Origin of the sequence: Sulfurimonas sp. (genome assembly GCF_019429335.1) — a bacterium.
In the GTDB taxonomy this organism is placed as follows: domain Bacteria; phylum Campylobacterota; class Campylobacteria; order Campylobacterales; family Sulfurimonadaceae; genus Sulfurimonas.
The window spans coordinates 69,350-82,416 of sequence record NZ_JAHYJB010000002.1; the positions used below are offsets into that span (position 1 = coordinate 69,350).

The following is a 13,067-nucleotide window of genomic DNA, read 5'->3' on the forward strand; positions in this document are numbered from 1 at the left end:
GATAACTTTTAGAAGCAATATTAAAGAAAATTACTATAGACTTAGGACTTATTTAAATTTTTGGGGAAAGAATTGAGACATTTTTTAACGCTAAAAGATTTTAGCAGAGAAGAGATTTTAGAGATAATTGACATCGGGCTTGAGATTAAAAAAAATCTGAACTCAAAAATATATAACCATGAGCTGAAAAACCAGACTCTTGGGATGATATTTGAAAAAAGCTCCACAAGAACACGTGTGAGTTTTGAGGTTGGAATGTTTCAGCTCGGCGGACATGCACTTTTTCTCTCAAGCCGCGATATTCACTTAGGTCGCGGCGAGCCTGTAAAAGATACGGCGCGCGTAATCTCTAGCATGTGTGACATGGTTATGATAAGAACCTTTGAGCACTCTAAAATAGAGGAGTTCGCACGCTACTCAAAAGTTCCTGTTATAAACGGACTTACAGATTCATATCATCCGGTACAGCTTTTGGCGGATTATATGACTTTGGTCGAGTATGGCATGGAGAAAAATATTATTGCTGCCTATGTCGGTGATGGGAACAACATGACCCACTCCTGGATGATGCTTGCCGCAAAACTTGGCTTTGAACTTAGAGTAGCTACTCCAAAGGGGTACGAAGTCGATGCTAAAATATTAGAAGAGGCACTTGCCTTTGCAAAAAAGAGCGGAGCGGTTATAAAGATTGTGAACGACCCAAAAGAGGCGATAAAGGGTGCAACGGTTGTTACGACCGACACATGGGTCTCCATGGGGCAAGAGGAAGAGAAAGAGGAGCGCATAAAGACTTTTAAAGGTTTTATGGTTGACGATGAGATGATGTCGCTTGCCAAAGAGGGTGCAAAATTTTTACACTGTCTTCCTGCATATAGAGGATTAGAGGTAAGCGATAGCGTATTTGAAAAGCACTCCGAGATAATCTTCAATGAAGCCGAAAATAGGCTGCATGCTCAAAAGGGCTTAATGGTTTGGCTGGATAGAAAAAGAGGATAAATGAAAAAATTATTAATTATTGCCATATTAGCAACAGTTGTGTTTGGAGCAAAGCCGGTTAAAATTGATGATAAATTTAAAGACTCAACAAAGTGTAAAGCATGCCATCTTCATATAGTAAATGAGTGGGAGCAATCTTGGCATGCAAAAAGCCATTATGAAAACAATGAATATTTTAGAGCTACTACGGAGTATGTAAGCAAAAAAACGAGAAAAAGCTTAAGCGGTGTGCAGGTAGAGTGCGCCGCATGCCATAATCCTAGGATATCTGTAACGAGTACGGGCATGGAACATGAGATTTTATCTGTTATGGGGTTTGGTAAAAATTCAGAGGCCAAGAAAGCTCTGGAGAGTGATGTTATTAGTGAGGGTATAAATTGTGTTGTTTGTCACAATATAGGTGTTATACACTCTGACAAAGATGATAAAGTCAGAGGGATAAACCGAGTTGAGTGGACAAAGTCCGGTGTAATGGTCGGGCCTTTTGATGATGCGATGTCCCCGTATCATAAAGTTGAGCATAGAGACTATATGGATAAAGACCCAAATAAGCTCTGTTTTGTATGCCACGCAAATGACAGGTCCGTTTCTGATTTCGTTTTTGTAAATATGGAAAAAGAGTATGTTGAGGGCGGCAAGCTTTGCGTTGATTGCCACATGGGGTCAAAAAAACATGGTATAGCGGCAACTCTAAGAATGGATAATAAAAAGCCAAAAGCCAGAGAAGTGAGAGGGCACGCATTTCCCGGTGCGCATACAGACACTATGTGGGAAGGAGCGCTAGATTTGGAGCTGCAGCTGAAGCAAAAAGAGATTTTTATATCTATTTTAAATTCAAATCCACATAACATACCTAGCGGTTTTGGCTCAAGAGAGATAGTTGCAGAACTTGTTTTTAAGAAGAAGGATAAGGTTTTAGAGACAAAAACACTCTCTTTGACGACTTATTATAAAGATAAAAGAGGCAAAGCGACAATTCCACATCTTGCCGTGAGCTCTTCTGATGATTTGAGTGTTCCTGCTAATCGAAAGAAAGTGCTAAAGACTCCAACTCAAAAGGGAGCAGATAGAGTTGAGGTGACACTCTATTACCGTCTTGTAAATAGTGAAGTTCACTCTCTATTAAAATTGGGTGAACCTATTTGGTCACAAAAATTCTTTATAGCATCTAAATCAATATCTTTAAACTAATATTTTATTCCCGTAGCGCTTCTTATCTTCTCAATGGCAGGGAGCGCTATCTCTCTTGCTTTGGCTGCGCCTGCCTTTAAAATCTCTCTAACCTCGTCCTGATGAGCTTCGAAGTACTCTCTCTTTTCTCTAAACTCTCTAAAATACTCCCACATTATCTCTCCGAGATAAACCTTGAAATGACCATGCCCCTCGCCGCCACTTTTATATCTCTCTTGAAGCGCTTTTAAATTATCACCCTCCAAGAAGAGTTTTGCCATATTGTAAACATTACATGTCTCATACTCTTTTGGCTCTTCTAGCGCTACATTCTGTGTAACTATTTTTTTTATCACCTTTAGCTGCTCCATCTCTTCGCCAAATATATTTACAACATTTTTGTAGCTCTTTGACATCTTCTGCCCGTCAATCCCAGGAACGGTGGCTACTTCCTCTTGAACTCTAAACTCTGGAACGGTTAATATCTCTCCGTATTGGTTGTTAAATTTGATAGCGATATCTCTAGCAATTTCAACATGTTGAATCTGGTCTTTTCCTACAGGAACAACATCTGAGTTAAAGAGCAGAATATCTGCCGCCATCAAAACAGGATATGAAAAAAGTGAGTGGTTTGCAGCGATCCCTTTTGCAGTTTTATCCTTGTAGCTATGCGCACGCTCTAACAGACCCATAGGCGTAAAGGATGAGAGAATCCAGTATAGTTCAAGCACCTCTTTGACATCTGATTGAACCCAGAAAACTGATTTTTGAGGATCTATGCCAAGCGCCAAAAAGTCTGTTGCGCACTGCATTGTCAGCTCGCCAAGACGTTTACCGTCACTTACACTCGTCATGGCATGGTAGTTTGCAATAAAAGCAAAGGTTTTGCTTCGTGACTGAGCTTCTACCATCTGTTTTATCGAACCGAAATAGTTTCCGATGTGCAAATCGCCCGAGGGCTGAATACCTGTTAAAACTCTCATTAATATAACTCCAAAATTTCTAAATATTTATCTGTGGTATTATACATTTTTTAGCTTTATTTCGATATGATTAAATGAAATATGGTAGTCAAAACTGCCCAAAAAAGGATTTATTATGAATTTACAAGTTCATGCAAAAGGTGTAACACTTCACGCAAATACAAGAGCTCATATTGAAGCAGCGGTAGAGAGTTTTAAAAAATATTCTCTAGATATCACTACGGTACATGTTAATTTAAAAACAGAGAAAAATGGTATATTGGTAGAGTTTGACATTCATATTGCGCATGCTCAGCCTGTGGTTATCAATCAAGTGGATGATGATTTGGATACGGCAATTGACTTGGCGATAGAAAGAGCTACAAAAGCGCTTCGCCGTCTTCATGACAAAGTAATTTCGCATAACGGGGCTTCTATTAAAGAGATGGAAGTTGTGATAGACTAATTTATGTACAGCTGGATGCTCTGGTTTCACATAATCTCTTTGGTTTCATGGTTCGCGGCTCTTTTTTACATGCCGCGCCTTTTTGTCTACCACGCCGAAAACATCGATAATGAAGGCTTTGTAAAAGTTGTTAAAATTATGGAGATGAAGATTTATAAGTATATAGGTCTTCCTGCAATGTGGGCAACGCTGATTAGCGGTGCATATCTTGCGTATGAAATCGGTTTTGGCGGCAATGGCTGGCTACATGTTAAAATAGTTTTAGTTCTTATTTTAATGGGATACTTTTTTTCACTTGGGTTTTTTAGAGAGAAATTTTTAAAAGATGAGTGTAAAAAGAGCGGGAAGTTTTTCAGAGCTTACAACGAAGTTCCGACAATTCTGCTTCTTGCTATTGTGGCATTGGTTATAATAAAACCGTTTTAAAAACATAATTTTATAACTATACGTAGTGAACGATTCTGCAACAAATGGGTCAAATTTTGTAATTCAAAATTTGGGGTACCCATCGTGAAGCCTAAGTGAATGAGTATTAGTTATAAAAATTTAGAAAGTAAAAAAGTTTTTTTACTTCTCTCCGCGTTTTTTAGCTTTAAAGAGAACAGGTGAGCCTGTAAAGTTAAAGGCTTCTCTTAGTTTGTTTGTCAGATATCTTCTGTATGTAAAGTGAAGACCTCTTGGTTTATTCATGATAATAGCGATTTTTGGCGGTCTTGTCTCATACTGTGTCGCATAGTAGATTCTAATTACCTGTCCGCGCATACTTGGAAGTTGATGGCGGATAAGCGCTCTCTCCAGTACAACATTTAGTTCGGATGTTTTAATATGCTGCGTGTAGTTGTCGTTTATCTCTAAAATCATATCAAAAAGCTTATCGACACGTCTGTGTGATTTTGCAGATAGCGTAATGATTGGCGCATATGATAAGAACTTAAATCTATCACGGACCTCTTGGATGATTTTGTCATAATCTTCTCTGTTTGCAATATCCCATTTGTTTAAAACGATAATACATGCAAGGCGGTTGCTGTCAACTAAACCTGCAATTTTCTCATCAAGGTCCAAAAGCGGCTCGCTCGCATCTAAAACAACAAGTGCCATGTTGGAGTTTTCAAGCATCTCTTTTGTACGCATTAGAGCAAATTTCTCGATACCAACGATTTTGCCGCGTCTTCTTAATCCTGCAGTATCAACGAAAGTGAGCTGTTTATCTTTGTACTCGATGCTCTCATCAATCGGGTCGATTGTAGTTCCCGCAACGCTGCTTACAACAGAACGTTCTTCGCCTAAAAGTGCATTAAGAAGTGAGCTTTTACCGACATTTGTACGTCCGATGATAGAGATTTTTATATGGTTTGCATCTTCTGGATTGTACTCTTTGATTTTGTCGTTTTGCGCAAAAATGGAGTCATCTGCAAACTCCTCTTCCTCTTCATCCTCGTCTGTATAAAAAAAGTTGTCATCCTCTTCCTCTTCGTTATAAGCATCATTATCAAAGTCATATTCGCTATCATCTTCTTCTACGATGTTTACGTCATCCTCTTCACCCTCTTCTTTGATGATGTCTTCTTCGGGCAATCTGTCATAAATCCACTCTAAAAGAGAGTTTACGCTCCTGTTGTGAGAGACAGAGATTCCAAATATGGCATCAGTTCCAAACTCGTAAAAGTCCCAAAGATTATCTTTTAGCTTGTCGTTATCGATTTTATTAACGACTAACGCTACCTCTTTACCTAGAGTTTGAAGCTCGTAAAAGAGTTTTTTGTCACCATCTTCCGGGATGCTTTTCCCATCCACCATAAACAGAATGATGTCCGCTTTTTTTGCGGCTTCAAGTGATTTTTCTTTGATTTTGTCAAAAAGTTCGCACCCTTGATCAAGCCCGCCTGTGTCTAAAAGTAGTGCGGCTTTGTTTAAGATGACTACATCTCGTCTCTTAACATCTCTTGTTGTTCCTGCTAGATCGGATGTAATAGCGTCTCTTTTTTTGACAAGTCTGTTAAAAAGTGAGCTTTTGCCAACATTTGGACGACCGATTATTGCGATTTTTTTCATATTTTTTTTGCCTAGGTGAAGAAAATTTATGTAGTTTATTTGGAATTATACCGAAATATAAGAGGAATTTTAGATTCATAAAAAACTAGCTTATAGAGGATTATAAGCTAGCGGAAAAATTTCCTACTCTGTAGGAAAATCTTTTTCAAGTTCTTCTAGTGCATTTTTTGCTTTGAACTGCTGCCAGAGAGCTTGGTCGTTTTTGAAACTTGTTTTCATATTGTTTTTAATCTGCTCATTTGCAGAGTTTTGAGAAACTGTTACTAACATATAGATTGCGCCGGATGGAGCGGTCCACATATCAACAGCTTTTGAACCGACCAAGTCAACCTTAGCTACCTGCTTAGTTACAGTCTCGATTGCTTTATCAACAGTCTCGCCGCCTCCAACGCCCGTTGTTCCTGTGTAAATAGTGATTTTATCTTTAACTTGAGACTGAATCTGCTGTGCCAAATCCGAGCGGCCGTTTGCTAGAGCTACTCTTCTCATATGGTCCATTCCCGCAGCACTTTTCTCAGCTATGCCAACACCGGCGTAAGAGTCTTCAACAGTTGGTATACAACTCCATGTAGGAGCTGTTACGTTCTCTTGTTTACATTGAAAATCAGGTCTATCTTCTCCAACTTTAACTTCCTTGCTACAGCCCGTTATCGTAACAAAAAGCAGGGCTGCTAACGCAATTGACGACATGGTTTTAATCATTCTTAATCTCCTTTTTTTTCCAAAATCATTGTAGCAGTTTTCATCTTAAACAATATTTACCAACTAAAGATGCCCTAAAGTAGCTTTTATTTCTCAAACCCTATAAAATCAAATAGGCTGAGCTTTTTTATTTTTCTCTTCATGTCCGCAGAAGCATGCTCTTTTGCGTCTTGAAAATCTTTAGCCGACTGCCCGACAAACGTGTGTTGTCTAAACGCAAGCTGCTTATTTTCATTATCAAAGGTTGTAAATTTAATCAGCGATTTTGATTGTAAAAAGTTGTAATTTTGTACTTCGGATGTCTCAGAAGTTATAAGCAGTTTTACTGAGTTCTTGTCATCAAGCGAGTTCTTTGTGCTAAGACCCTTTTGCTTAATGGCAGCTCTTATATTGTGTGCAAAAATTCTTGAGTTTGCATCGGAGAGGAGATAGATATTTATGGCTGATTTTAGGTAGTCGTACTCATCTTTTATCTCTTTTAGGAATTTAAACTCGTTCTCTGCGTTGTATGAGTGGAGCAGAAATTTTTTATATCCGACAAGTGCCGCAACCCTTGGAAAATCCTCCATCAGCTCATCAAGTAGGGCAAATTTTTTTATGGTTATGCTTGTTTTGCGGAGAGTATACGCCTCTCTTAGTCGTAAAAACTGCAAATCGGAGATAGGTTTTATCTTCTCAAAGAGCTCAGCTCTTGGTATACTGATAAGAACAAGTTCTCTCCCTTTAAATCTTGTGGATTTCTCCAATTTTATATTTTGCAGCGAGAGTTTTTTTGATATCTCTAGGGTATGTTTGGAGATTTTTTCAAGTGTTTCATTCTCGAGAGGCTGCAGAGGATGCTCTTTATCTTTAAACTTACCAGCCACCTTTGCGCCTAAACTCTCCGCCATCGACTCAATTGCCGCTTTTGTTGAATTATCTTTACTATCAGAAGCACCGACTGCGTAGTAGAGTTTTGAATCACTCGGCACATTTGTATACCACTCTGGTGCAACCTCCGGCTTTGGAGCGGAACATCCGGCAATAATAGCGACAATAAATAGTGAGAGAAAAATATTTTTATACATAAAATACTCCTTGTTTATAGGAAATTTTATCAAAAGAGTTTTAAGATTGTATAATGTCGCCATGAAATATTACAGTTATGAAAATTTTAAAAACGATACAAAAATTCTGATAGACAAAGTTAGAGACTCTAACTTTGAAGCAATAGTTGCAGTAGCAAGAGGAGGGCTTACCCTCTCTCATGCAATATCTGAGAGTCTAGAGATACGCCAAGTTCAGAGTATTAGAACAGAACTTTACGACAAGAGCAAAAAAAGAGAAAATATCACTATCTTTGGAGCGTGCGAATTTAAAAATATAAAGCGCGTGTTGGTGGTGGATGATATCTCAGACAGCGGCGACACTCTTAGCGCGGTAATGAACTCGCTTAATGAAGAGTTTAAAGATATTGAGTTTAAATCAGCAACTCTTTTTTATAAAAAAACATCTATTTATGAACCTGATTTTTGGATAAATGAAGCTGAGGGGTGGATTGATTTTTTTTGGGAGAGAGATTTTTTAAAATAATCTCTCGCTTTTTTAGAGCTATTTTTTGTGCGCCTTTATCATCTCGTATGCCTGATTTATCTCTTGTGTTTTTGCGGTTGCCTCTTGCATGTAAGCATCGTCTCTGCCTTGAGATTTTATGATGTCCGGATGGTACTCTCTAATTAGTTTTCTATACGCTTTTTTAATGGTATCTATATCATCGCTCTCATTTACGCCTAAGAGTTTATAGGCATCGCCCACATTTACTTTTGGCTTTATGTTGTGAACCATCTTTTCAAACTGCTCAAATATTGCATGATAAGCATTTGGGTCAAACTCAAACGCCTCGGCGATTACCGCTAAAATCTCCTCTTCGCTTTTGCTAACCTCTCCGTCTACAAAAGAGAGCTGGATTAAAAATCCCATAAACTGATGCTGTTTTGCTCTGTCTCTTTTTATAGCACGGCCAAGAGTGCGAGCGATATCTTCTAAGTTGTCAAACCTATCTTTTTGTTTGTTAAATATCTCTTTTAAGATATCTTTTGTTTTTTGCGGTTCTGGAAATATGGCAGATATATCATCAAACATGATGCCAACCAGCTCTGCCTCAAGCGCATCAACTTTTCCGTCGGCTTTAGCAACTTTTGCAACGAGTGCTACAAAAAGACCTAAGTCGCTATGCTCAATCGACTCTTTGCTAATAGAGAAGTTTTTAAACGCCTCTTTTGAGTAGTCCGTATATTTTGAGTAGCTCTTAAATATCCAGTAAAAAAAGAGCCCTAAAATCGTAAATAGTACTATATTTCCCATCTATATCCTTTTTTTGAATTTAAAATTATAAACCGTAATCAGTTTGATATTTCGTGGCTGACTCTGATGGCCATCATCTTGCCAATCCAGAATATTTCATCAAGCAGACCCTCTTTTAAAAAGCCGTCACTATCGTAAGCGATGAGAACATCCACTATCTTGTCATTTTTGTCCAGCGGTTCTACATGTAGATTATATATATCTTGAACACCGCCGGAAAAGTTTGAGAGGGCAGCCTCTTTGTTTTGCCCCGAAAGACATCTGTACGAGATGTTATTTTTATCGTTATTCGCTCCGATTGCTAAAAGAGTATGGTTTTTTTCTTCATCAGAGCAGCCATACTTGCTGTTTAAATATGCGCTTAGTGTGTCATTGCCTATAAATGTTTCAAGTGTTTCCTCTTTTTTTGATTTCTCTTCTACTTCTCGCGTGACAATTTGGAAGCTTTTTGTATCAAAGCCTGTTTTATTTACGATTTTTGTCTTCTCTTCAACAAGTCTGACCTCCTTGCTTTCATGGTCAAAGTAGTATGTCTGCACCCTATTTTCCCTTGTTGTATTTTTTGTTTTTATAAAAATATACGGAATATATATGCCGTTAATAATTTTGCCTCTGCTAGTAAAGGTCTCAACCCTTTTTTTTAAAAGTGCTGCTGCTATATCTATTGTTTTTGCTAGAAGGTTTGCTTCATACTCATCACCGTTTTCACTAAGCGTAAAATCAGCATAGCCGACATGTCCAAACATAGTAACATGTACATCGTAGCGCATTGAGACTTCCCGCGCGAAAATAGAGCTTGTCAATAGAAGCAGAATAAGTAAAATTTTCATAAAACTCCTTTTTAATAGATTTTGCATTATGCCTAAATATATATTTAATTATAATATAGGATTATAGAGACGCGTTATTTATCTAATTTTCCAAAATAAAAATCAACATAAAAGTTCACTGCATAGTTTGCCTCATACTCATACTGTCTATGAAAACTGATTCCGGGTTGAACCTCAAGAGTAATCCATTTGCGAAAAATATTTTGGCGCCAAGATGCAAAAGTTGCATAGTTGCTTATCCCGCTATATGGTTCAGGTGCTATTTCGCAGACATATTTTGAGTTCCCCCAAAACTGCTGTGAGATGCTAAATCCTTTTTTTTTAGAGAGGGTAAGATAGTAGGAGAGTGCAGCTGAATAATCAAATCCATCTATATGTGATTGCGTTTTTCTGTGTAGCGTTGTTCTAAAAATTGAGTTTGTTTCAAGACGTTTGTCAAAATATATATTTGTCTCTTCGCTCCACTCGGATTTTATAGAGTACTTAAACTGCTGAGATGGCTGGATAAGCCACCCGATGGCACTAAAATCTTTAGAGTATCTGGCTTTGGCATAAGGGGTGAAACTGCTGATACCAATTGAATATTTTGATTTTATATCTTTGTAAACTGGCGCGAAGAAGTTGATTCCTACCTCGGTTTTTTTCTCTTTTACCTCGGTAGAGGTGGTTGTATCGAAGTAGTTTTTTTCAACATCGCCGACGAAAATCTGAAAGCTTTTTTTTGTTCTGCTAAGCGGTATTTGAGCTCTTATTTTGTATTTAAATTCAGCTGGTTCTTTTGATTGAAATTCAGAGCCTAAGCGTATGCGAAGAAAACTTGCCTCAGTATCATCAATAAATTTATCGCTTTTGAAAAATGCGTCTATTGAACCTTGGTCTTGAAAAAAATCTTCATTAAGCTTGTTTGCAATATCGTCACATGTGATATTTTCATCATCATCATCATCTATCCAGCCGCTAATTCCGCTATCAAGAGTGTCAAATAAGTTCGTGACCGTTTTTGAGAAATTTTTCTGGTTTTCATCAATATATTCAGCAAATGTTCGCTCTGAGATATTGTCATCTTGGGCTGCGTTAAGAAAGAGCATTGTTATATAGAAAAAAAGAGTTGCTAACCTCCACACCATTGAGCCTCCTACGCACATATAAATTATTATAGCCAATTTCAATTAAAAAAGGTGGGTATACTTTCGCTTATGAAACCAATAAGAGAATTAAACAGCGGCGTAAAATATATGCTCTTTGCATCATTTCTATTTGCAATTATGGGCGCATTTGCAAAACTTGCCTCTGAGCATATGAGCTCGCTTGAAGTTGTATTTTTCAGAAATATTTTCGGCGTAATATTTATAGGTTACGCTCTTTACAAAACTCCAATGGTGCAAAAAGGCGGAAGACCTTTTTTGCTTTTTTTCAGGGGCTTGATGGGATTTTTGGCACTTTTGGCATATTTTTATAATATTGCCCATATTCCCCTTGGAGATGCCGTTACATTTTCAAAAACAGCGCCCATTTTTACCGCTATTTTCGCTTGGCTTTTTTTAAATGAGAAGCTCACGCTAAACGCTTGGTTTGCGATTGTAATCGGCTTTTGCGGAATTCTTTTGATAACTCAGCCATCCGGAATAGGATTTACAAAGTATGACATACTGGGAATTTTCAGCGGAGTAGGTGCCGCGCTTGCATACACTTCCATTCGCGAGCTTAAAAACTACTACGACACAAGAATGATAGTGCTCTCTTTTACGTTTGTTGGGACAGTGGGTCCAATAGCGCTTTTTATCCTCTCAAAATATTTCTATATCTCAGAACTTGATTTTATATTGGGTGAGTTTGTTATGCCCAGCGGAGTTGTCTGGTTCTATGTCATCGGACTTGGAAGCTTGGGAACACTCTCTCAGTACTACATGACAAAGGCTTACAGCGAGACGAAAGCAGGAATTGTCGGTGCCGTAAGCTACACAAACATAGTATTTGCGATTTTAGTCGGGCTAATGCTCGGCGACGCTCCTCCAAGCGCTGTGACCGCATGTGGAATAGCTCTTATAGTAGCGGCCGGAATTATGGTAGCAAAGGCAAAATGATTTTACTTATGATATAATCGCTTCCTATTTTTAATAACTGGCATTGCGCACTTTTTCATAAAAATGTGTAAAAATATATTTTAGTTCTCGAAAAACAAAGTTTTTCGTAGCTTTAGGGGGTTGTAGGGACTTTAGTCCCTGCCGCCTAAACGGACGTGTTCGTTTAGGTGCGTAACATCAGTTAAAAAGGCAAACAGATGAAATTACTCGCCGGACCTTGCGTCATAGAGAGCGAAGAGAATATTTTTAAAATCGCTAAAGCTTTAGAGATTTATCAAAATGACAGTTCCATTGACTTTTATTTTAAATCCTCTTTTGATAAAGCCAATCGTACATCACTCGATAGTTTTCGCGGATTGGGCATAGAAGAGGGACTTAGAATTTTAGAAAAAGTCAAAAACGATTTTGGCTACAAAGTTGTAACGGATGTACATGAGTCGCATCAGGTGGCTCAAGTTGCCGAAGTTGTCGATATGCTTCAAATCCCAGCATTTTTATGTCGTCAAACAGACCTTTTGGTTGCATGTGCAAAAACTACAAAAGAGGTAAATATCAAAAAAGGGCAGTTTATAAATCCGCCAGATATGCGCTACTCTATAGCAAAAGTGCTTAAAACCCGTGGCTGTGATGAGGTGAGTTATGAGGCTTCAAAAAAACACGGAGTTTATCTCTGTGAGAGAGGAAGCTCATTTGGCTACGGAAACATCGTCGTGGATATGCGCGCACTTGTTATCATGAGAGAGTTTGCACCGACTATTTTTGATGCAACGCACTCCGTTCAAGCTCCGGGTGCACTTGGCGGAAAAACTGGCGGAGACAGAACAATGGTTCCTTATTTGGCAAGTGCAGCGGCAGCAGTAGGAGTGGACGGTTTCTTTTTTGAGACGCACTTTGACCCAAGTATCGCACTTAGTGACGGACCAAATATGATAAAATTAGACGAGCTGGAAGCTCTAATAAATAAAATTAAAAAAATACGGGAGATATAGAATGAATTTAATCGAAGGCAAATTAAAAGTAGTAAATGGCAAGAAGATTGCTATAGTAAGTACGAGATGGAATCACTTTATTGTTGATAGACTTGTTGAGGGCGCAAAGGATGCATTCGCTCGTCATGGCGGAGATGATGCTGATTTGACACATGTTTTGGTTCCGGGAGCATTTGAACTTCCAATGATAATTGACCGGCTTCTGGCTAGCAAAAAATATGACGCAATCTGTGCACTTGGCGCTGTTATCCGCGGAGCAACTCCTCACTTTGACTATGTTTCGGCCGAGGCAACAAAAGGGATAGCGACAATGAGCCTAAAGTATCAAAAACCTGTATCCTTCGGGCTTTTGACAACCGACACAATCGAGCAGGCAATCGAGAGAGCGGGCACAAAAGCAGGAAACAAAGGTTTTGAAGCGATGACGGTTGTTGTCGAGATGTTAGACCTTTATGAGAACTTATAAAAGA

Annotated in this window: 15 protein-coding genes; 8 read left to right on the plus strand and 7 right to left on the minus strand. The window is 38.4% G+C overall.

Features of this window, described 5'->3' with window-relative positions:
- The first annotated feature begins 72 nt into the window (after positions 1-72).
- A complete protein-coding gene (gene argF / locus K0A91_RS01570) occupies positions 73-996 on the plus strand; it encodes an ornithine carbamoyltransferase (RefSeq protein ID WP_295007471.1) in 924 nt (307 codons plus the stop codon).
- Positions 997-2,187 carry a multiheme c-type cytochrome gene (locus tag K0A91_RS01575; protein ID WP_295007473.1) on the plus strand — a complete coding sequence of 397 codons (1,191 nt, stop codon included), beginning with the start codon at positions 997-999 and terminating at the stop codon, positions 2,185-2,187. It begins immediately after the preceding gene.
- On the opposite strand, the gene trpS is transcribed toward K0A91_RS01575, so the two are convergent.
- A complete protein-coding gene (gene trpS / locus K0A91_RS01580; RefSeq protein ID WP_295007475.1) occupies positions 2,184-3,149 on the minus strand; it encodes a tryptophan--tRNA ligase in 966 nt (321 codons plus the stop codon). The two genes, K0A91_RS01575 and trpS, sit on opposite strands and share 4 nt — an antisense overlap.
- A gap of 115 nt (positions 3,150-3,264) precedes the next feature.
- Between trpS and raiA the strand changes: the two genes are divergently transcribed.
- Both raiA and hemJ read left to right on the plus strand, forming a co-directional pair.
- Complete coding sequence (gene raiA / locus K0A91_RS01585) at positions 3,265-3,594, plus strand: ribosome-associated translation inhibitor RaiA (RefSeq protein WP_295007477.1); 330 nt, start codon at positions 3,265-3,267, stop codon at positions 3,592-3,594.
- A 3-nt stretch (positions 3,595-3,597) separates the two neighbouring features.
- Complete coding sequence (gene hemJ, locus K0A91_RS01590) at positions 3,598-4,020, plus strand: protoporphyrinogen oxidase HemJ (RefSeq protein WP_295007479.1); 423 nt, start codon at positions 3,598-3,600, stop codon at positions 4,018-4,020.
- 141 nt (positions 4,021-4,161) lie between these two features.
- On the opposite strand, the gene der is transcribed toward hemJ, so the two are convergent.
- From der to K0A91_RS01605, 3 genes are all read right to left on the minus strand, one after another.
- Positions 4,162-5,649 (minus strand): ribosome biogenesis GTPase Der, encoded by a 1,488-nt coding sequence (gene der, locus K0A91_RS01595; RefSeq protein WP_295007480.1) that lies wholly within the window; start codon positions 5,647-5,649, stop codon positions 4,162-4,164.
- Positions 5,650-5,772: 123 nt separating this feature from the next.
- A complete protein-coding gene (locus K0A91_RS01600; RefSeq protein WP_295007482.1) occupies positions 5,773-6,351 on the minus strand; it encodes an LPP20 family lipoprotein in 579 nt (192 codons plus the stop codon).
- An 86-nt stretch (positions 6,352-6,437) separates the two neighbouring features.
- The gene (locus K0A91_RS01605; protein ID WP_295007484.1) at positions 6,438-7,418 is read right to left on the minus strand and encodes a hypothetical protein; all 981 of its coding nucleotides are present in this window, start codon (positions 7,416-7,418) and stop codon (positions 6,438-6,440) included.
- A gap of 61 nt (positions 7,419-7,479) precedes the next feature.
- Here K0A91_RS01605 and K0A91_RS01610 point away from each other — a divergent pair, with 61 nt between their 5' ends.
- Positions 7,480-7,923: a phosphoribosyltransferase family protein gene (locus tag K0A91_RS01610; RefSeq protein ID WP_295007486.1), complete on the plus strand. Its 444-nt coding sequence runs from the start codon at positions 7,480-7,482 to the stop codon at positions 7,921-7,923.
- An 18-nt stretch (positions 7,924-7,941) separates the two neighbouring features.
- Here the strand turns inward: K0A91_RS01610 and K0A91_RS01615 are convergent, their stop codons facing one another.
- The 3 genes from K0A91_RS01615 to K0A91_RS01625 all read right to left on the minus strand — a co-directional run bounded on the left by K0A91_RS01615 (position 7,942) and on the right by K0A91_RS01625 (position 10,651).
- Positions 7,942-8,694: a DnaJ domain-containing protein gene (locus tag K0A91_RS01615; protein WP_295007487.1), complete on the minus strand. Its 753-nt coding sequence runs from the start codon at positions 8,692-8,694 to the stop codon at positions 7,942-7,944.
- A 38-nt stretch (positions 8,695-8,732) separates the two neighbouring features.
- The gene (locus K0A91_RS01620) at positions 8,733-9,524 is read right to left on the minus strand and encodes a DUF3108 domain-containing protein (protein ID WP_295007489.1); all 792 of its coding nucleotides are present in this window, start codon (positions 9,522-9,524) and stop codon (positions 8,733-8,735) included.
- Positions 9,525-9,598: 74 nt separating this feature from the next.
- Positions 9,599-10,651 carry a hypothetical protein gene (locus K0A91_RS01625; RefSeq protein ID WP_295007491.1) on the minus strand — a complete coding sequence of 351 codons (1,053 nt, stop codon included), beginning with the start codon at positions 10,649-10,651 and terminating at the stop codon, positions 9,599-9,601.
- 69 nt (positions 10,652-10,720) lie between these two features.
- On the opposite strand from K0A91_RS01625, the gene K0A91_RS01630 reads away from it, so the two are divergent.
- The 3 genes from K0A91_RS01630 to ribH all read left to right on the plus strand — a co-directional run bounded on the left by K0A91_RS01630 (position 10,721) and on the right by ribH (position 13,063).
- Complete coding sequence (locus tag K0A91_RS01630; protein WP_295007493.1) at positions 10,721-11,608, plus strand: DMT family transporter; 888 nt, start codon at positions 10,721-10,723, stop codon at positions 11,606-11,608.
- A gap of 197 nt (positions 11,609-11,805) precedes the next feature.
- Positions 11,806-12,597 (plus strand): 3-deoxy-8-phosphooctulonate synthase, encoded by a 792-nt coding sequence (gene kdsA / locus K0A91_RS01635; protein WP_295007495.1) that lies wholly within the window; start codon positions 11,806-11,808, stop codon positions 12,595-12,597.
- A gap of 1 nt (position 12,598) precedes the next feature.
- Positions 12,599-13,063, plus strand: a complete 465-nt coding sequence (gene ribH, locus K0A91_RS01640; RefSeq protein ID WP_295007497.1) for a 6,7-dimethyl-8-ribityllumazine synthase — start codon at positions 12,599-12,601, stop codon at positions 13,061-13,063.
- Positions 13,064-13,067: the final 4 nt, after the last annotated feature.